The 19,807-nt window shown below is 64.4% G+C and carries 17 protein-coding genes; 12 read left to right on the forward strand and 5 right to left on the reverse strand.

Going from position 1 to position 19,807, the window contains the following annotated elements:
• Positions 1-142: 142 nt before the first annotated feature.
• The gene (locus ACP2YP_RS13350) at positions 143-670 is read right to left on the reverse strand and encodes a low molecular weight phosphatase family protein (RefSeq protein WP_426424649.1); all 528 of its coding nucleotides are present in this window, start codon (positions 668-670) and stop codon (positions 143-145) included.
• A 180-nt stretch (positions 671-850) separates the two neighbouring features.
• Positions 851-2,590: a methyl-accepting chemotaxis protein gene (locus tag ACP2YP_RS13355; RefSeq protein WP_426426134.1), complete on the reverse strand. Its 1,740-nt coding sequence runs from the start codon at positions 2,588-2,590 to the stop codon at positions 851-853.
• A gap of 220 nt (positions 2,591-2,810) precedes the next feature.
• Between ACP2YP_RS13355 and ACP2YP_RS13360 the strand changes: the two genes are divergently transcribed.
• The 4 genes from ACP2YP_RS13360 (at position 2,811) to ACP2YP_RS13375 (ending at position 9,305) form a co-directional block, all read left to right on the forward strand.
• The gene (locus tag ACP2YP_RS13360; protein ID WP_426424650.1) at positions 2,811-4,193 is read left to right on the forward strand and encodes an ethanolamine ammonia-lyase subunit EutB; all 1,383 of its coding nucleotides are present in this window, start codon (positions 2,811-2,813) and stop codon (positions 4,191-4,193) included.
• 171 nt (positions 4,194-4,364) lie between these two features.
• Complete coding sequence (locus ACP2YP_RS13365) at positions 4,365-5,951, forward strand: B12-binding domain-containing radical SAM protein (protein ID WP_426424651.1); 1,587 nt, start codon at positions 4,365-4,367, stop codon at positions 5,949-5,951.
• Positions 5,948-6,733: an ethanolamine ammonia-lyase subunit EutC gene (gene eutC / locus ACP2YP_RS13370; protein ID WP_426424653.1), complete on the forward strand. Its 786-nt coding sequence runs from the start codon at positions 5,948-5,950 to the stop codon at positions 6,731-6,733. Before ACP2YP_RS13365 ends, eutC begins: the two co-directional genes overlap by 4 nt.
• A gap of 205 nt (positions 6,734-6,938) precedes the next feature.
• On the forward strand, positions 6,939-9,305 hold the full coding sequence (locus ACP2YP_RS13375) for an efflux RND transporter permease subunit (protein WP_426424654.1): 2,367 nt from the start codon (positions 6,939-6,941) through the stop codon (positions 9,303-9,305).
• Between the two features lie 95 nt (positions 9,306-9,400).
• On the opposite strand, the gene ACP2YP_RS13380 is transcribed toward ACP2YP_RS13375, so the two are convergent.
• Complete coding sequence (locus tag ACP2YP_RS13380; RefSeq protein WP_426426135.1) at positions 9,401-9,898, reverse strand: hypothetical protein; 498 nt, start codon at positions 9,896-9,898, stop codon at positions 9,401-9,403.
• Positions 9,899-10,378: 480 nt separating this feature from the next.
• Between ACP2YP_RS13380 and ACP2YP_RS13385 the strand changes: the two genes are divergently transcribed.
• From ACP2YP_RS13385 to ACP2YP_RS13420, 8 genes are all read left to right on the forward strand, one after another.
• Positions 10,379-10,612, forward strand: coding sequence for a hypothetical protein (locus ACP2YP_RS13385; RefSeq protein WP_027533949.1), 234 nt, complete (start codon positions 10,379-10,381; stop codon positions 10,610-10,612).
• A 188-nt stretch (positions 10,613-10,800) separates the two neighbouring features.
• On the forward strand, positions 10,801-11,685 hold the full coding sequence (gene hpnC, locus ACP2YP_RS13390) for a squalene synthase HpnC (protein ID WP_426424655.1): 885 nt from the start codon (positions 10,801-10,803) through the stop codon (positions 11,683-11,685).
• Positions 11,675-12,514, forward strand: coding sequence for a presqualene diphosphate synthase HpnD (hpnD, locus tag ACP2YP_RS13395; protein ID WP_426424657.1), 840 nt, complete (start codon positions 11,675-11,677; stop codon positions 12,512-12,514). Before hpnC ends, hpnD begins: the two co-directional genes overlap by 11 nt.
• Positions 12,514-13,782, forward strand: coding sequence for a hydroxysqualene dehydroxylase HpnE (gene hpnE / locus ACP2YP_RS13400; RefSeq protein WP_426424659.1), 1,269 nt, complete (start codon positions 12,514-12,516; stop codon positions 13,780-13,782). Before hpnD ends, hpnE begins: the two co-directional genes overlap by 1 nt.
• Before the next feature lie 50 nt (positions 13,783-13,832).
• Positions 13,833-15,800, forward strand: coding sequence for a squalene--hopene cyclase (gene shc / locus ACP2YP_RS13405; protein ID WP_426424660.1), 1,968 nt, complete (start codon positions 13,833-13,835; stop codon positions 15,798-15,800).
• Complete coding sequence (locus tag ACP2YP_RS13410; RefSeq protein ID WP_426424662.1) at positions 15,797-16,546, forward strand: phosphorylase; 750 nt, start codon at positions 15,797-15,799, stop codon at positions 16,544-16,546. Before shc ends, ACP2YP_RS13410 begins: the two co-directional genes overlap by 4 nt.
• A gap of 144 nt (positions 16,547-16,690) precedes the next feature.
• Positions 16,691-16,966 (forward strand): AbrB/MazE/SpoVT family DNA-binding domain-containing protein, encoded by a 276-nt coding sequence (locus ACP2YP_RS13415; protein WP_426424664.1) that lies wholly within the window; start codon positions 16,691-16,693, stop codon positions 16,964-16,966.
• On the forward strand, positions 16,953-17,342 hold the full coding sequence (locus ACP2YP_RS13420; protein WP_426424666.1) for a type II toxin-antitoxin system VapC family toxin: 390 nt from the start codon (positions 16,953-16,955) through the stop codon (positions 17,340-17,342). The genes ACP2YP_RS13415 and ACP2YP_RS13420 overlap by 14 nt, the downstream gene beginning before the upstream one ends.
• 67 nt (positions 17,343-17,409) lie before the next feature.
• Here ACP2YP_RS13420 and ACP2YP_RS13425 read toward each other — a convergent pair whose 3' ends face one another.
• Both ACP2YP_RS13425 and ACP2YP_RS13430 read right to left on the reverse strand, forming a co-directional pair.
• The gene (locus ACP2YP_RS13425) at positions 17,410-17,814 is read right to left on the reverse strand and encodes an MAPEG family protein (RefSeq protein WP_426424668.1); all 405 of its coding nucleotides are present in this window, start codon (positions 17,812-17,814) and stop codon (positions 17,410-17,412) included.
• 138 nt (positions 17,815-17,952) lie between these two features.
• Entirely contained in the window at positions 17,953-19,707 is a 1,755-nt protein-coding gene (locus ACP2YP_RS13430) for an adenylate/guanylate cyclase domain-containing protein (RefSeq protein ID WP_426424669.1), read from the reverse strand.
• Between the last annotated feature and the right edge of the window lie 100 nt (positions 19,708-19,807).

Here is a 19,807-nt window from a genome sequence, read left to right on the forward strand (position 1 = left end):
GGCGTCATCATCCGTTCAAAATTCGCGGCTAGTGTGTGCGTCGACGATTGGTTCGCCGGATGTACGCGGGCTGTATCGCAAGCCTCGGCCTATGTGCCGGGGCTTTTCGTTTTCGAAGCACGCACAAGCGAGGCTATTCGCACTATCGCTCGCGAATTCGCAGGCTCCCGATCAGTCGCCCAACCAGCTCGTCGATCTTGCCCAGCGCCGTTGGCGGATCGAGGAACTCGATATCGTCCACGTTCCAATATTCGACGCGATGGGCGACATCGGCAAAGCGGCGCTCGATCATCGGGCGATGCTCGGCGTCCTTCAGCGCGACCACAAGCGCCGCCTCCGCAAAGTCGTCGACAGTGCAGAGCACCGGATTGCGCGTACCGCCTCCCGGCGTGATGCCTTTCGCTTGCAAGGCATTCAGCGTGTAGGGCGACATCGGCCCAATGTTTTCAGGAAAGAGCTTTTCGGCGACAGCGCGCGAGAAGGCGTGCCAACCCAATCCTTCGACCCCGGCTTGATGGTTGAAAATCTCCTCGGCATAGCGGCTTCGATAGTAGTTGCCCGTGCAGAGAAACAGTACGCGATTGGTCTTGTTCATCAAAGCCGCGCTTTCACCAGGGAAACTGCCTGCCGGAGACGTGAGGCGAGACTCGGGAAGAAGCACCGCCGTCATGATGACATCATGCCAGTGTTTTGCCCGACGCGTCAAATAGATTTCGTAAAATCCGCAAGTGACCGAGGTCGGCGGTCAAGCCATTGACTTGGTTCACCCCGTCTACTGTGCATGGGGTTGTTTTCGAGATTTTGCTGGAAGCAGGCACACTGCCGGCGGCGCGAACGGCGGCCGGCGCGATCATCCCGCCTTCGCGACGCGGCTCTCCGCCGCGTCCGCGCGCAGGTTCTGGAAGAATTTTTCCACCTCGCGCGACAGCGTCTCCGCCGTCGCGGTCAGGCTGCTTGCGGCCGTCAGCACCGAGGCTGCCGCCGTGTCGGTCTCGCCGATGGCGTCGCGGAGCGAGGTGATGTTGGCGACCAACGTCGCGTTGCCCTGGGCGGCCGATTGCGCGTTGGAGGAGATCTCGCGCGTGGCCTGGTCCTGCTGGCCGACGGCTCCGGCAATCGCGGAGGTGACCTCGTTGATCTCGCGCACCGCGCCGCCGATCTCACGGACGGCATCGACCGCGTTGCGGGTGGAGGACTGGATCATCGCGACGTTCTCGCTGATGTCGGCGGTCGCCTTCGCGGTCTGGCCCGCCAGCGCCTTGACCTCGTGGGCGACGACGGCGAAGCCGCGGCCGGCGTCACCGGCACGCGCAGCCTCGATGGTGGCGTTGAGCGCGAGCAGGTTGGTCTGCTCGGCGATCGTCTGAATTAGGGTCAGCACGCCGTCGATGCGCTGCGTGGCCGCGGCGAGGCTCTCGATCTCGGCGATCGATTTCTCGGTGCGCTGGCCGGTCTGCTCGACCGCGCTTGCGGACTGCCGCACCTGGCGGCCGATCTCTTCGACGGATGCCGACAGCTCCTCGGCCGCGCCTGCCACCGCGGTGACGTTGTGCGAGGCCTGCTCGGTGGCGTTCGCCGCCGTGCCGGCGCGGCTGTTCGCATCTGCGGTGACGCGGGTGATGGTCTGCGCGGTCTCGCGCATGATCGAGGCGTTGTCGCTGAGGCCGCGCATGATCGCGCCGATCGCCTCGCGGAACGCTTCGACGGATTGCTCGATGTGGTGTGCGCGCTGCTCGCGTGCCGCGGAATCCTGCGAGACCTGCGAGGCGAGGTTGCGGTTGCGCCCCATCGCGTCCTGGAAGACTTCGATGGCGCGGGCGAGTGCGCCGATCTCGTCGGCGCGGCCAGAGTGCGGCACCACGACATTCTCGGCGCCGTCGGCGACCTGCTTGATGGCCGCGGTGATCGCGGCGAGTGGCCGCGCGATCGAGCGGGCGATGATGATGATGCCGATCACGACCAGCGCCAGCGCCACGCCGCCGAGACACGTCAGCACGAAGGAGAGCGTGCGGTTGGTCTCGGTCTCCTGCGCGATCTGCCTGGCGCGCTCGGCATAGACCTTGGAGAGCGCCTCGAGGTCCTTGTTCAGCGCGGAGCGAACGGCGCGGTTGGCGTCGTTGTCGCCCCATTCGCGGCCCGCGGCTGCGTTGATCTCGACGCCGCGGCGCACCAGCTGCTTGCGGAAGTCGACGAACTGCTCGATGCGCTTCTTGAAGGTGGCGAACTGCTCGGCGTCGTCGGCCTTGACGATGCTCTCCCAGCCCTTCACCATGTTCAGGATCTGCCCGTTGAACTTGAGCAGGCCCTCGCCGTATTTCTTCACGACGGCCGGTTCGGTCGACATGTAGATGCCGCGCGATTCCATCACGACCGCATAGACCAGCGAGTTGACGCGCTCGACATTGAGCGCGGCCGCATTCGCCGTCTCGATCGCGCTGGTCAGCTCGGCGCCGCGACGGCTGTTGTAGTCGGACAGCATCGAGATCGCCGCAGTCAGAAGCGCGAACAGTGCGAAGATCGCATAGAGCTTGGTGGCCAGCGAGAAACGTCCCGCCAGGCCGGCGGCATTCCCAGATCGGTCTGATGTCATGGTGTTCGGGGCCCGAATGGCGAGGAGTGGCCGGACTGCGCGGTCTTCTAAAATTGATGGAAAACTATGCAGAATGAAGATGGACGCAGCGTTAACGCTGCCGTTGGCCCCTTCGCCCTCGGTCGAAGGAAAGGTAAGATATTTCAGCGTCTTGATCCCGAGGTATAGTTTCAGGATCGCCTTGAAGTCGGTCATTGACCGACGCACCCTGGAGGGGCCTTTGGTCTACCGCCACACCATCGACGCCACCACCTACACCTTCCCCGACCTGCGCGACCTCCTCGCCAAGGCGACGCCGCCGCGCTCCGGCGACCGGCTGGCCGGCATTGCCGCAGCCAGCGCCGAGCAGATGATCGCCGCGCGGATGGCGCTGGCGGACGTCCCCCTCGGTCAATTCCTTAACGAGGCCGTCATTCCCTATGAGGCCGACGAGGTCACCCGCCTCGTCATCGACAGCCATGACGCCAAGGCGTTTGCCCCTGTGGCCTCGCTGACGGTCGGAGCCTTCCGCGACTGGTTGCTGTCGGACGCAGCGACGGTGGAGACCTTAGGCAAGCTCGCGCCCGGCATCACGCCGGAGATGGCGGCGGCGGCCTCGAAGCTGATGCGCAATCAGGACCTGATCCTGGCGGCGCGGAAATGCGAGGTCGTCACCGCCTTCCGTAACACCATTGGCCTGAAGGGCCGGATGAGCACGCGGCTGCAGCCTAACCATCCCTTCGACGATGCCAGGGGCATCACCGCCTCGATCCTCGACGGCCTGCTGCTAGGGGCCGGCGATGCCTGCATCGGCATCAATCCGGCGAGCGACGATCCGGCCGTCATCGCGCAATTGCTGCGGCTATTGGACGAGATCATCGCGCGGCTGAATATCCCGACGCAAGGCTGCGTGCTGACCCATGTCACCACGACGCTGGCGCTGATCGGGCAGGGCGTGCCGGTCGACCTCGTCTTCCAGTCGGTCGCTGGTACCGAAGCCGCCAACCGCAGCTTCGGCATCGACCTCGCGCTGCTGAAGGAGGCGCACGAGGCCGGGCTGTCGCAGAAGCGCGGCACGGTCGGCGACAACGTGATGTATTTCGAGACCGGGCAGGGCTCGGCGCTGTCGGCGGGCGCCCATCACGGCGTCGACCAGCAGACCTGCGAGGCGCGCGCCTATGCCGTCGCCCGTGCCTATGCGCCGTTGCTGGTCAACAGCGTGGTCGGCTTCATCGGTCCGGAATATCTCTACGACGGCAAGGAGATCATCCGGGCGGGGCTGGAGGATCATTTCTGTGGCAAGCTGCTCGGCCTGCCGCTCGGCATCGACATCTGCTACACCAACCATGCCGAGGCGGACCAGGACGACATGGACAATCTCCTGACGTTGCTCGCCGCTGCCGGCGTTACCTTCATCATGGGCGTGCCGGGCGCCGACGACGTCATGCTGAACTACCAGTCCACCTCCTTCCACGACGCGCTCTATGTCCGCGACGTCTTCGGCGCGGCCCGCGCGCCGGAGTTCGACGACTGGCTGGTCCAGACCGGCATTGCGGGCGCCGACTTCCGGCTTGGCGGTGACGCAGGCCTGTTGCCCGATTTCGCCTCCCGGCTGATCGCGTGATGCGAAAATCTCGCGAAAAGCCTCACCCGCCAGCGTGAACCGGGGAAACCATTGGCGCATCTCACGAATTAGTTCGCTGCCACAATATTGAGGAATTCCGGTCGCAGCGTTACGCTATGTTTCTGGAGATCTCGTCAGTACCGTTCGTAGAACGTGGTTGGGGGAAGTTCGATGCGCGCTGAAAGCAACGGAACGTCGCGGCGGATTCTGTGCGTGTTTCCGCGTTACACCTCGTCGTTCGGGACGTTCGAGCATTCCTATCCGCTGACCGACGGTGTCCGCGCCTTCATGCCGCCGCAGGGCCTGCTGTTGCTCGCGGCCTATCTGCCCGGGGAATGGCAGGTCAAATTCGTCGACGAGAATCTTCGCCGCACGACGAAGGAAGAGTTCGAATGGGCGGAGGCCGTCTTCGTCAGCGGCATGCACATCCAGCGCCAGCAGATGAACGACATCTGCCGCCGTGCCCATGAATTCGACCTGCCGGTGGCGCTCGGCGGTCCGTCGGTCAGCGCTTGCCCGGACTACTACCCGTCGTTCGATTATCTCCATGTCGGCGAGCTCGGCGACGCCACCAATCAGCTGCTCGAAATCCTGTCGCGGGATACGTCTCGCCCCGAACAGCAGGTGGTGCTGACCACCAAAGACCGCGTGCCGATGACGGAGTTTCCGATCCCGGCCTATGAGCTCGCCGACGTGAAGCGGTATTTCCTCGGCAGCATCCAGTATTCCAGCGGCTGTCCCTATCAGTGCGAGTTCTGCGACATCCCCGGCCTCTACGGCCGTAACCCGCGCATCAAGTCGCCGGAACAGATCATCGCCGAGCTCGACCGCCTGCGCGAATGCGGCATGACCGACACGGTCTATTTCGTCGACGACAATTTCATCGGCAACCGCAAGGCGGCAATGGATCTGCTGCCGCATCTGATCGAATGGCAGAAGAGGACCGGCTATGTGATGCGACTCGCCTGCGAGGCGACGCTCAATATCGCCAAGCGCCCGGAAATCCTCGAGAAGATGCGCGAAGCCTATTTCATCACCATCTTCTGCGGCATCGAGACGCCGGACCCCGAGGCGTTGAAGGCGATGCACAAGGACCACAACATGATGGTCCCGATCCTCGAGGGCGTGCGCACCATCAACTCCTACGGGATGGAGGTGGTATCAGGCATCATCATGGGGCTCGACACCGACAAGCCGAATACGTCGGAGGCGCTGCTCGCCTTCATCGAGGAGTCCCGGATTCCGCTGCTCACCATCAACCTGCTTCAGGCGCTGCCGAAGACGCCGCTCTGGGACCGGCTGGAGCGGGAAGGGCGCCTGATCGACGATGAGGGGCGCGATTCCAACGTCAACTTCCTGCTGCCTTATGACGAGGTCGTCGCATCCTGGAAGCACGCGATGGCCGTGGCTTACGAGCCCGAGAAGGTCTATGCGCGCTTCCAGTATCAATGCGACCACGTTTATCCCCACCGCCTCAAAATGCCGGTTCCGGACGAGATGAAGACCTGGCCGAACATCCGGCGCGGCCTCGTCATGATGCGCAACATCTTCTGGAAGGTCGGCGTGCTCGGCGACTACAGGCGCGTATTCTGGAAGTTTGCGCTAGGGCGCATCAGGCGCGGCGACATCGAGGGGCTGATCGGCTGCACCATGATCGCGCATCATCTCATCACCTTTGCGCGCGCGGCATCGAGCGGCAAGCAGAACGCGTCGAACTATTCGATCCGGCTGCGCGAAGCGTCCGTTCCCGCCGAATGAGCGACAAGCCCGTTCCGGCGCGCCCGATCGTCGACCTCAGATCGTTTACGCCTGCACGCGTCGCGCTCGGGCGCAGCGGCGCGAGCCTGCCGACGAAGCCGTTGCTCGATTTCACGCTGGCGCACGCCCGCGCCCGCGATGCCGTGCACGCCGCCTTCGACGCGCCGGGTCTGGTTGCCGGGGTGAGGGCGCTCGGCCTTGATGCCACGGAGGTCACGAGCCGGGCCGCTGATCGCAGGGATTATCTGCGCCGGCCGGATCTCGGACGGCAGCTCGACGCCGGCTCCGCCGCGGCGCTGTCGGGTGGTGCCACCGCGCCGTGCCAGCTTGCGATCGTCATCGGCGACGGATTGTCGGCGGCGGCGGTCCATGCCCATGCGGTCCCTCTGCTGCAAAGCCTGCTGCCCCTGTTGGGCGAAGGCGACGCTGTCGCGATCGGCCATGTCGTCGTCGCCTCAGGCGCGCGGGTTGCACTCGGCGACGAGATCGGGGCCATTCTCGGCGCCCGCTTGGTTTTGATGCTGATCGGCGAGCGGCCGGGCCTGTCCGCGCCCGACAGCCTCGGGGCCTATCTGACCTTCGCGCCGAAGCCCGGACTGACCGATGCCGAGCGCAACTGCGTGTCGAACATCCACAAGGCTGGGTTGAGCTATCACGAGGCAGCCCTCAAGATAGCATGGCTGGTCCGCGAGGGACTGGCGCGGGAGGTCACGGGCGTGGCGCTCAAGGACGAGAGCGCCGACCGCGCGCCGCGTCGAATTGGCACGGCTTTGCCCGAATGACGGGCATTCCGGCAAAATCGCCGCATCTTGATCGATTTGGAGACCCTTGGCGTGCTTGCGAGAAGGGTGATTGTCCTGCTAAACCGCTGCCGGCGATTTTCCGCGCATTTTCAAAGGGCAAGCCTCCCCTTGGTATGGCGTTTTCAAGCCGTTCGCGGGGCGCAATAAGCTCACAGACCGAGCCGATTTAGGAACTGGACAAGGCATGCTCGAAAAGCACCGCGAGAATGAGGTTCATGTCGACAAGGTCGAGCAGGGGCCTGCAACCTCCATCGCCTTCGGGCTGGAGCGTCTCGGGCTGATTGCGGTCCGGGCGCCGATCGTCTCCTGCATCATCCTGCTCGCGTTGATCGTCGGTGCTGTGTTCGGCATCTATCGGATCAAGATCGACGATTCGCTATCGCAGCTGTTCCGCTCCAACACCCGCGAATTCAAGCAGTACGAAGAGGTGACGAAGAAGTTCCCGGCCGAGGAATTCGACGTCCTCGTCGTGGTCGAGGGCAAGACCCTGCTGGCGCGGAACAACCTCGAGAAGCTGCGCGACTTCATCACCGACATGCAGCTGGTCGATGGCACGCGCGGCCTGGTCTCGCTGTTCTCGGCGCGCCAGGCGCCGGCGCCGGGCAAGCTGCCGGCGGCGCTGTTCCCGGGCGAGCTGCCCGAAGGCGCGGCCTATGACCAGTTCATCGAGACCGTCAAGAACAACGAGATCATCCGCGGCAAGCTCTTGTCCGAGGACGGCACGCTCGCGCTGATCGTGCTCTCGCTCGATCCGGAGGTGGTCGCCTCCAGCAAGCTCACCAAGACCGTCGGCGACATCCGCGCGCTGATGAAGGAGGATCTCGGCGACACCGGGCTCAGCGTGCAGCTCTCCGGCGTGCCGGTGATGCAACTCGAGATCCGCAACGCGGTCGAGCGCGACGGCCTCACCTACAACATCCTCGGCATTCTCGCCGGCTGCGTCATCGCCATCATCTTCTTCCGCAAGATTTCGTTCATGGTGGTGGCGGCGTTCCCACCGATGATCGCGATCCTGATCGCACTCGGCGCGCTCGGCTGGGCCAATTTCAATCTCAACATGTTCCTGAACGTGATGACGCCGCTCATCATGGTGATCTCGTTCTCGGACTCGATGCAGCTCACCTTCGCCGCACGCGACCGGCTGATCGCGGGCCAGGACAAGTTCACCGCGTTCAAGAACGCGGTGCTGGTGGTGGGCCCGGCCTGCGTGCTGACCCACGGTACCGCCGGCATTTCCTTCATCGCGCTCCAGTTCTCCGACTCCGACCTGATCCGCAAATTCGGCGAGGCGGGCCTCGCCGCGACCATCATCGCGCTGATCACGGTGCTGTCGCTGGTGCCGGTGTTCGGCGTGCTGTTCGTGCGCAATGAAAAGATCTTTGCCGTCAAATTCCAGAGCGCGGACGCCGGCGTGCAGGCGCTGCGCAATTTCTGCTACTGGATCGCGGTGCGCATGGTCGGCCGGCCCGGCCTGTTCAGCTTGATTGCGGTGCTGTTCGTCGGCAGCCTAGGCGTCATCTACGGCCATCTGGAGCCGCGCTACCGGCTTGCCGATCAGGTGCCGGACAAGCGCCAGGCGGTGGCCGCCAGCAACCGGCTCGACGCCAAGCTGACCGGCGCCAATCCGGTCAACGTGCTGATCCAGTTCCCCAAGGGTGAAACGCTCTACTCGCCGGAGACGCTGCAAACCATCGCGGACGTGCATGCGACCGTGGAGAAGGCGGCCGGCGTCGGCAATGTCTGGTCGCTGGAGACGCTGCGCCGCTGGCTGACCGAAAAGGCCGGCAGCGACGACGTCGCGACTCTCAAGGAATATGTCAACGTCATCCCCGAGCATCTGGTGCGACGGTTCATCGATGCCGAGCAGGATGCGGTGGTGGTGGCCGGCCGCGTGCCGGACAAGGACTCCAGCCAGCTCTTGCCGATCGTCGACAAGCTCGACACCGAGCTCGACGCCGTCCGCAAGAAGCACCCCGGTTACGAGGTTGCCGTCACCGGCCTCGCCGCCATCGCCGCGCGCAACTCGGCCGGGATGATCGAGAAACTGAACCGCGGCCTCACCGTCGAATTCGCGCTGGTCGCGATCTTCATCGGCTTGGCGTTCCGCTCTTGGGTGGTGATGTTCGCCTGCGTCCTGCCGGGCATTTTCCCGGTGGTGATGTCGGGAACGGTGCTGTGGGCGATGGGTGAAGGGCTGCAGTTCGCCAGTGTCGTGGCGCTCACCGTCTCGTTCGGCCTGGGCTTGAGTGCAACCATCCACTTCCTCAATCGTCTGCGGCTGGAGAGCAGGCCTGGCGTCGGCTCGGCGCTCGCGGTGGAACGCGCGACCGTGCTGGTCGGCCCGGCGCTGATCCTGACCACGGTGGTGCTGGCCTGCGGCCTGGTCGTCACCGTGTTCTCCGACTTGCCGTCGCTGCGGCTGTTCGGCTGGCTCAGCGCCTTCTCGATGGTGGCGGCGCTGGTCGCCGACCTCTTCATCCTGCGGCCGACGGCGATGTGGCTGATCAACCTGCACGCCAAGCTTCAGGGCCCCGACAAGCCCGCGATTTGAAGCGATCGCAATATGGGGTCGTATCTGTGAAACAAGAAAACCCCGGCTCGCGAGGGCCGGGGTTTTTGTTTGACTTCAAAATTGGAGCGCGCGCGTCAGCCCTTCGTCATCGTGATGTTGACGCCGCGGATCTCGCCCTTGGATGAGATCTGCACCGTCTGCTTGGAGCCGTTGGTGCGCAGCGACAGATTGGCTGCGAAGCCGTTGGCCTCGACGAACACGTCGATCTGGCCGCCGCCGGCGGTGCCCTGAAGGTTGCCGAAGATGTTGCGGTTGGACTCGCTCCAATTGCCGGAGATCCGCTCGCCCTGGCTGGTCACGTCGCTGGTGAGGTCGAACTTGTAGCTGTCTGACGCGCAGTGCAGGGCCTGCTTGAGGCTGAGACCGGTGCCGGCGACCTTGTAGTCCGCCTTGCAGCGGATGCGCTCGGTCGAGCCGTCGGACAGCGACACGGTGCCGGTGCCGGTCCACGCCCCGTCGAAGCCGGCGAACGGCCCGGACGACTGAGCGTGGCTTGCCGCAACTGAGCAGAGCAGCGCCGCGCCAATGCCGGCCGCCTTGATCGCCAGTTCGGATCGCCCAAAGAATTTCATCATCAATATCCCGTTTTGGAACGACGCCCGTTCATGAAAGGACGTCTCGCCACATCGACAGTTTAGTGTTGCGAGCCCGTGGCAGGTTCAAGAGCCTGCGCCGGGTTCAAAGCCTAACCGTCCGCAATTTCGGGCTCGCGAAGCTGTTTCGCCACGGTCTGGCCCCGGATTCCCTCTGTTTCCATGTATTTCTGGCCGAGATGGCCGGTCGGACAGATGCAGCTCTGCAACAGGTATGCATTAAAACACCGCGTGCCAGAATTATGACGTAGTATCAAGCTCTTACATCTGCCAATGAAGACCGAGGGAAGACCTGATTTGGTAGGCGCGGCGCCATTTTGGCCGCATTTACCAGCGCTTGTGCCTTCTCCGGTGCCGCTCTTGTCCCGCGGCAACTTGCCATCAGAGCAATCCGTTCCCGTCGTCTGCCCTGTGCTGCCCGGGATTGGTGCGATTCTGCCGTCAGAATGAAGGAATACCATGCGTAAGCTTCTCGTCGCTCTCACCGTGCTGTCGGCAACTCTGTCCACGGCTGCGTTCGCCCAGCAGGGGCGTGGCACGGACGCCGAGCAGAAGGCCTGCACGCGCGATGTGCAGAAGTTCTGCCGTCCGGTCATCGACCAGGGCGATTTCACCGTCCTGGCCTGCCTCAAGGAGAACCGGGCCAAGATCTCGCAGGCCTGCGACCAGGTCCTGAAGAACCACAACCAGTAAGCTCGGCCACTGGCCCACAAAGGCGGCCGTGGGGCCGCCTTTTTCAGGCCGGATCCGCAGGGCTGCCATCGAGAGACAGGATTGGTTTTGCGGCCGTATTCCCCTATATGGGGCCGCGGCGGCGCCGGCATTAGGCCCGCGCGAGCGCAAAAGCCCTTCCTGTCCAAACGATTGTTGATCAGCCCTCGATGACCTCTGCGAGCGAATTGCGATCCGGCAAGGGTGACCGCGACGAGAATTTTCCCGTCGCGTCCTGGATCATTCATCCGCGTCATCGCGCGCTGATCCTGGCGTATTACAATTTCGTCCGCACGGCCGACGACATCGCCGACCACGCCACCCTGCCGGCGGACGAAAAGCTTCGCTATCTCGATCTGCTCGAGGCGGAACTGCTCGGCAAGGGCGACACCGAGGCCGAGGCCGTCGCCCTGCGGCGCGCGCTGGCCGAGCGGGGCATGGCACCACGCCACGCGCTGGACGTGCTCATCGCGTTTCGCATGGACGTGACAAAATTGCGCTACGAGAACTGGGACGAGGTCATCCATTATTGCCGCTATTCGGCGATGCCGGTCGGCCGCTTCATGCTCGACGTTCATGGCGAGAGCACCACGACCTGGGCCGCGTCGGATGCGCTCTGCGCGGGCCTTCAGATCAACAACCACCTCCAGGATTGCGGCAAGGATTTCCGCGAGCTCAATCGCGTCTATCTGCCGCGCGATGCACTGGCCGCAAGCGGCGCCTCGGTCGAGCAGCTTGGACTTGCGCAGTCGCCGCCGGCGATGCTGGCCTGCCTCCAGGGACTCGCCGTGCGCAACGAAGCGCTGCTCGACGAGGGCAGGTCGCTGAGCGCGGAGATCAGGGATTTCCGCCTCGGCGTCGACGTCGCGGTGATCCAGGCCTATGCCGACCGCATCGTGCGCCTTTTGAAGCTGCGCGATCCCCTGCGCGAGCGCGTGCATCTGAACAAGTTTGAACTGCTCACCTTCAGCCTCGCCGGCATGATCGGCGAAGCCGGCCGCCGTGCCATCGGCCGTAAGGCCATCTCGGATCCGGGGACTGCCCATGACGCTTGAGGCGACAGCGCCCAGCGCCAATTATGGCTCGTCCGCATCGAACAGCTCCTTCTACGCTGCGATGCGCATCCTGCCGCGCGACCAGCGCGAGGCGATGTTCCAGATCTACAGCTTCTGCCGCCAGGTCGACGACATCGCCGATTCCGACGGCCCGCGCGACGAGCGGCTCGCCGCGCTCCAGGAATGGCGTACCGACATCGATGCGCTCTACCAGGGCAATCCGCCGCCGCGGCTTGCCGACTATGTCGGCTCCGTGAAGACCTTCGGCCTGAAGCGGGAGGATTTCCTCGCGATCGTCGACGGCATGGAGATGGACGTGCCACAGGACATCCGCGCACCCGACATGGCGACGCTCGATCTCTATTGCGACCGCGTCGCCAGCGCCGTGGGACGGTTGTCGGTGCGTGTGTTCGGCCTGCCTGAGGAAGACGGTATCCAGCTCGCCTATCATCTCGGCCGCGCGCTGCAGCTCACCAACATCCTGCGTGACATCGACGAGGACGCCGGCCTCGGACGGCTCTATCTGCCGCGCGAAGCGCTGCTGCATGCCGGCATCACCTCCAACGATCCGAACCGTGTGATCGCCGAGCGTGCGCTGCCAAAGGTCTGCCTCCCGCTGACGCAACGCGCGAAAATGCATTTCGAGAAGTCGGACGAGATCATGAACCGCAACAAGCGCCGCGCGGTGCGCGCGCCGCGGATCATGTCGAAGTATTATCACGCCATTCTGGACCTCCTGATCGCGCGCGGCTTCAACGCGCCGCGCGAGCCGGTGCGTGTGTCGAAGGTCACACGCTTCGCGATCCTGTTCCGCTACGCTTTCATCTGATGCAAAACACAGCTCACATCATCGGCGCTGGAATTTCCGGCCTCTCCGCCGCTGTGCGGCTCGCCAATGCCGGCTTCAAGGTCGCCGTGCACGAGGCGACGCAGCAGGCCGGCGGTCGCTGCCGCTCTTATTTCGACGGCGCCACCAATCTCACCATCGACAACGGCAATCATCTGCTGCTGTCGGGCAACAGCCACGCGCGCGCCTATGCGCGCTCGATCGGCACCGAGGCGGGCCTGGTCGGGCCTGAAACCGCGCAGTTTCCCTTCGTCGACATCAAGACCGGGCAGCGCTGGCAGATCGATCTCGGCGCCGGCCGGTGGCCGACCTGGGTGCTCGACGAGAGCCGCCGCGTGCCCGACACCGGGCTCACTGATTATTTCAAGCTGGCGCCACTGATCTGGGCGTCGGAACAGACGCCGGTCGGCAAATCCATTCCCTGTGAAGGCATTCTCTATCAACGCCTGGTGCAGCCGTTGCTGCTCGCGGCGCTCAATGTCGATCCGCCCGAGGGTTCGGCCGGGCTTGCCGGCGCGATCGTGCGCGAGACGTTGCTGGCGGGCGGGCAGGCCTGCCGTCCGCTGATCGCGCGCGACGGCCTCAGCGCCGTGCTGATCGAGCCTGCCGTAAAATTCTTGGCTGAGCGCGGACACTCCGTCCAGCTCGGCCATGAGCTGCGCTCCTTCGTCACCAGTGACGGCAAGGTCAGTGCACTGAATTTCGGCGGCGAGGATTTGGTCCAGCTCGCTGCGGGCGACGTGATCGTGATGGCGGTGCCGCCGCGCGCGGCGACGAGCCTGCTGCCGGGCCTGAAGGCGCCGACCGAATTCCGCGCCATTGTGAATGCGCATTTCCGCATCACGCCGCCGCCGGGTTCGGCGCCGATCCTGGGCGTGATCGGCGGCGTCGTGGAATGGCTGTTTGCGTTCCCGAACCGGCTCTCCGTCACCATCAGCAATGGCGACCGCCTGGTCGAGATGCCGCGCGAGGAGCTCGCGCAGGCGATCTGGAATGACGTCTGTCAAGCGGGCGGTGTGTCCGGCGAGCTGCCGCCTCAATTACCCCCGTGGCAGATTGTGCGTGAGCGCCGTGCCACATTTGCGGCCACGCCGGCGCAGAATGCCCTGCGTCCCGGGCCGGTCACTGCGTTGAAAAACCTGTTCCTTGCCGGCGACTGGACTGCTACGGGATTGCCTGCAACGATCGAGGGATCGGTCCGGTCCGGTGATCGCGCCGCCGATCTGGTTTTGGCCGCAAAGCGGCCCTGACGGGCAATGTCCCCGCCACTTTCAATCGACTATCGGAGCAATCGAGCGACATGGATTCCGTGAACGCGACCAACCGCGAAGCTTTGGAATCGAGCAGTCTGGAATCGAGCATTGCGTCGGCCACGCAAGGCGTGCTGGGCCTCCAGCAATCCGACGGCCATTGGGTCTTCGAGCTCGAGGCCGACTGTACGATTCCGGCCGAATACATCCTGCTGCGCCATTATCTCGCAGAGCCGGTCGACACCGCGCTCGAGGCCAAGATCGGCAATTATCTGCGCCGCGTCCAGGGCGGCCATGGTGGCTGGCCGCTGGTGCACGACGGCGAGTTCGACATGAGCGCCAGCGTGAAGGCCTATTTCGCGTTGAAGATGATCGGCGATTCCGTGGACGCGCCGCACATGGTGTGCGCGCGCGAGGCAATCCACGCGCGCGGTGGTGCGATCAACAGCAACGTCTTCACCCGCTTCCTGCTCGCGACGTTCGGCATCCTGGCCTGGCGCGCGGTGCCGGTGCTGCCGATCGAGATCGTGCTGCTGCCGTTCTGGTCGCCATTCCACCTCAACAAGATCTCCTACTGGGCGCGCACCACGATGGTGCCGTTGATGGTCATCGCGGCGCTGAAGCCGCTGGCGAAGAATCCAAAGGGCGTCGGCATCGACGAATTGTTCCTGCAGGACCCGCGCTCGATCGGCATGACGGCGAAGGCGCCGCATCAGAGCATGGCCTGGTTCGTGCTGTTCCGCGCGCTCGATGCCGTCTTGCGCGTGGTCGAGCCGATGTTTCCGAAGCGCCTGCGCCAGCGCGCGATCGATGCAGCGCTCGCTTTCATCGAGGAACGCCTCAATGGCGAGGACGGCATGGGCGCGATCTACCCGCCCATGGCCAACATCGTCATGATGTACGAGGCACTCGGCAAGGACGAGAACTATCCGCCGCGCGCGATCACGCGCCGTGGCCTCGACAAGCTGCTCGTGATCAAGGGCGACGAGGCCTACTGCCAGCCCTGCGTCTCGCCGGTGTGGGACACGACGCTGACCGCGCATGCGCTGCTGGAGGCCGGCGGTGACAAGGCCGTGCCTGCGGCCAAGCAGGGTCTCGACTGGCTGATCCCGAAGCAGGAGCTCGAGGTGAAGGGCGACTGGGCGGTGAAGCGGCCCGACGTGCGTCCGGGCGGCTGGGCGTTTCAGTACAACAATGCCCATTACCCCGATCTCGACGACACCGCCGTGGTGGTGATGTCGATGGATCGCATGCGCCGGGAACACGGTGCGACCGGCTATGACGCGGCGATCGACCGCGGCCGGGAGTGGATCGAGGGCATGCAGAGCGACGACGGCGGCTGGGCGGCCTTCGACGTCGACAACCTCGAATATTACCTGAATAACATCCCGTTCTCGGACCACGGCGCGCTGCTCGATCCGCCGACCGAGGACGTCACCGCGCGCTGCATCTCGATGCTGGCCCAACTCGGCGAGACCGAGAAGACCAGCAAGCACGTCGCCGGCGGCGTGGCCTATCTGCGCAAGACCCAGCACCCCGAGGGTTCCTGGTACGGCCGCTGGGGCATGAACTTCATCTATGGAACCTGGTCGGTGCTGTGTGCCCTCAACATGGCCGGGGTCGACCGCAACGACCCGATGATGCGCAAGGCGGCCAGCTGGCTGGCCTCGATCCAGAACAAGGACGGCGGTTGGGGCGAGGACGCGGTCAGCTACCGGCTGGACTACAAGGGCTGGGAACCCGCTCCCTCGACCGCTTCGCAAACGGCATGGGCCTTGCTTGCCCTGATGGCTGCTGGCGAGGTTGATCACCCGGCCGTCGCCCGCGGGGTGGAGTACCTGATTGCAACACAGAACGAAAAAGGACTGTGGGACGAGAGCCGCTACACCGCCACAGGCTTCCCTCGCGTGTTCTATCTGCGGTACCATGGTTACCCAAAGTTCTTCCCGCTGTGGGCGCTGGCGCGGTACCGGAACTTGCGGAGCACCAACAGCAGGGTGGTAGGGGTCGGAATGTGACTTTGGGGACGGGGGGCTATGTGACCGCGGGCAATGCCATTGATCCGCGGCCGATATTGATCGTGACCGGTTTGGTTCAGGAGGCCCGCATTGCTGCCGGGCCCGGAATGGCGGTCATCTGCTCGTCCAGCAGCCCGACCCAGTTGCGGGCGCTTCTGACGGTGGTGGATCCCAATACGATTCGCGGCGTGATCTCGTTTGGCGTAGCCGGCGGGCTCGACCCGACGCTGCGCTCCGGCGACGTCGTGGTGGCGACCGAGGTGCTCGCGGGCGATGCCCGCTGGGGCGCCGGCCTGTCGCTCAGCGACGACCTCATCGACAAGCTGACCTCCGGCCGCCGCCGGGTCGTGCGTGGCTCCCTTGCCGGCGCCGAGGAAGTGGTCACGGGCAGCTCTTGCAAGGCGGCGCTGCATTTGGAGACCGGCGCCTCCGCCGTCGACATGGAAAGCCACATCGCGGCCGCCTATGCCGCCGAGGCCGGGCTGCCGTTTGCCGCGGTCCGCGTCATCAGCGATCCCGCCCACCGCGCGCTGCCGGCGCTGGCGCGTGCCGCGATCAAGCCGAACGGCCAGATCGACCTCGCCGCCGTCCTGCGCGGCATCGTGCGCAATCCCGCAGCGCTGCATGCGCTGGTCTCGACCGGCCTCGACTTCAACCGCGCGCTGCGCTCACTTCGCGGCTGCCGCGACTTCCTGATCGGGACGGAGCTGGCAGGCAGCGAAGCGCTGGTGTCGAAAGCGGCCTGAGCGGCTTCTTCAATCTGACAAGAGAAAAGGCCCGGTCGCGATTGGCGATCGGGCCTTTTTCTTTGATGGGAGGAGGCGAATTCATTGAATGTGAGTCCGTTTGCGCCTATCTTACCTTTGTCTTACCTCAGGAGGAGCGGGTCGATGGCCGGCGCAGAAAAGCTCACCACCACCGTTTCCACCAAGGGGCAGGTCATCCTGCCCAGCGCCATTCGTCAGCGGCGGGAATGGCGGGCGGGAACGCGGCTCACCGTTGAGGACACCCCTGAGGGCGTGCTGTTGAAGCCGGCGCCGGCCTTTGCCGAGACGCGGCCGGAGGACGTGTTCGGCGTCTTGGCCTACAGCGGCAAGCCGAAGACGCTGGAAGAGATGGACGCAGGCGTGCTTGCGGAAGCCAGGCGCCGGCATGCTCGCGATTGATACCAACCTGATCGTCCGCTACCTGACCGGGGACCATGCGAAACAGTCGGTACGTGCCCGCGCCTTGATCGACGGCGAGCCGGTCTTCGTCGCCATCACGGTCGTCCTCGAAGTCGAATGGGTGCTGCGAAGCGCCTACGCGTACGAGGCTGCCGACGTCGCGCGTGCGCTTCGCGTTTTCGCTGGGCTTCCAACCGTGACAGTCGAGGACGGCGCGATGGTCGCCGAGGCGCTCGACCTCGCCGAGAAGGGAATGGATTTCGCGGATGCGCTGCATCTGACGCGAACGGGACATTGCGAGGGTTTCGTCACTTTCGATCGCACGCTCGTCAAAGCGGCGAAAACGGCTGGCTATCAGGGAGTGCGCGACGCATGATCATTCCGGCGCTGTCGCCGTAATCCCTGTCACCGTAATCCCACAGGCTGGCGTTCAGGGAGTCGCTTCAGTGCGGAAAGAAAGGTGCCGCCAGAACCGCGAGCATTCCAAAGGTGGCGATGTTCCAGAACAGGGAGCGGATGAGCGGTATCCCGGATATATAAAGCGCGGTGTAAGCGATGCGGCCGCCGATATAGGCAATCGATCCCCAATGGGTCAGCTCATTGTGAACGCCTGCCGCCTGGGCGGTGAGAACCGCCGCGGCAAAGAACGGAAACGTCTCCATGTAGTTGCGGAAGTTACGATTGATGCGCCCGGAGATGGGCTTGAGCTGCGGCATTTCGACGTCGCGCGGGCTCGCAGCCCATTTGAGGCCATACTGCGCGTTTGCGGCCTGCGCCGCAGCGACGAGCTGAACGAAGCCCCAAAGACTTGCTGCTGCCAGCACCATTAGCTCGAAGCTCACGCCCATCCTGCACCCTCTTCCAAATGATGCCGCCGGCTTTCGGCATACCGCGTGGACCCCCCTCATTTTCTCGCGCGATCAAGCGCACGGGGCTGCGAATCCGCGAAAATTGCGATGCACTGATCGCTATACGGGACCCCTTCGTTATTCCGGCAGACCGGCGGCTCGCAGCGCGCCGAGGAATTTTTCGCGATATTCCGGAGACCGGATCAGGAAAATCGCAGCGGCGCCTGACATGCGGAAGGAGGGATCGAACTCCAGCAGGCGCCGGGCGGTCTCTCTGGCCTCCGGCAGATCTCCAAGAGCTACGCTGTTCACGATGTAGGATGCGAAGGGTTGAAGATCCTGCCGAATCTGAAGGGCCTCCTTGGCGAGCTCACGCCCCTCCTCGAAACGGCCTTGGAACCAACGGCAGTGCGCGACGCCGGTCACGAAGGCAGGCTTAAGAGGGTCTAGAGGACTTAGCCGCATCATCCGCTCGAAGCTCTCGATCCCGCGCTCCGGGTCAGCCCGCATGACCGAAACCCAGCACCGCGCGATCCATGCAGCGGACAAGTTCGGATTCAGGGCGATCGCCTGCTCCACCAGCGACGCCCCGCGGTCGTACTCGAGTCCGAGATAGGTGAGGGCGTGGCCGGAGCGGGCCAGCACGAAAGCGTCGTGGTTGGCGAGTTTCAGGGCGGCATTGGCAAGCGCGACGGCATCCGCGCGCATCGCCGCGTCCGCTATCGCACCGTGCTGCGCTTGGTCCACAAGGTAGGTGTAAGCTGCCATCGCGTAGGCAGCCGCGTATCCAGGATCCTGCTCGATCGCCCGCTTGAAAATGCGCCTGGCGTCGGCGCCTTGCCCCCGACTAGCCAGCGCCAATCCCTGCAGATACGAATCGTAGCTGTCCGGTACGTTCGTGGGATTTTGCCTGGCCCGCTCGATCTCGGCCTGTTCGATCTTCGGCGCGATCGAGGTGACCACGCTGCCGGTTATCCTATCCTGAAGCTCGAAGACGTCCGTCAGCTCGCCGTCGATCCTGTCCGCCCACAGATGTGCGCCATTCGATGCATCGATCAGCTGACCGGTGATGCGCACCCGCCCGCCGGCCTTCCTGACGCTGCCTTCCAGCACGTAGCGTACCCCGAGCTCGCGGCCGACCCGTTTGATGTCGACAGCCTTTCCCTTGTAGGTGAAGCTCGAATTGCGGGCGATCACGAACAGCGAATTGAAGCGCGACAGCGCGGTGATGATGTCCTCGACCATGCCATCGGCGAAATATTCCTGCTCGGGATCGCCGCTCATGTTCTGGAACGGTAGCACCGCGATCGACGGCTTGTCGGGTAGCGCCGGCTGGGCCGAGCCTTGCATGTCTTTGCTCGACGTCGGATTCGGGGGGCCAGAGCCGCTCGGGGTCACGGCATAAGTCCTGATCGGTTTAGCGATGTTCTTGAGCTGCCGTTCGCCTCGATCCTCGAATTCCGCCTCGAGCTTGCCTTCGATCTCGTTGTGCACCTTGGCGGAGACCAGGATCCCGCCGGGATCGGCGAGCCCTTCGAGACGCGCGGCAACGTTGATGCCTTCGCCGTAGACGTCGCCGTCCTCTTGCACGATGACGTCGCCGAGGTTGAGCCCGATCCGCATCCGGATGCCGTCGGGAGAGGCGGAGAGTGTCCGCTGGATATCGATCGCGCATTTCGCGGCCGCAAGCGGACTCGCAAATTCGGCGAGAACGCCGTCGCCGGTCGACTTGATGAGCCTGCCTTGATGACGCGCAAGATTGGGATCGACCACCTCCCGCCGGAGCCGGTTGATCTCAGCGTAGGTCGCCTCCTCGGCGCGTTCCATCATTGCGGAGAAGCCGACCACATCGGCCGCCAAAATTGCCGCCAATCGCCTTTGTACCTCTGCCATACGCTCCCCATTCCCAGATGCCTCTTATAGCCCAGGAGCGGAGCGATGAGCCACACCGCGTCTGGTCGCCGCCGCCTGTTCCGGACCGGGGATCCTCCAC

Source organism: Bradyrhizobium genosp. A, assembly GCF_049949275.1.
GTDB lineage: Bacteria > Pseudomonadota > Alphaproteobacteria > Rhizobiales > Xanthobacteraceae > Bradyrhizobium.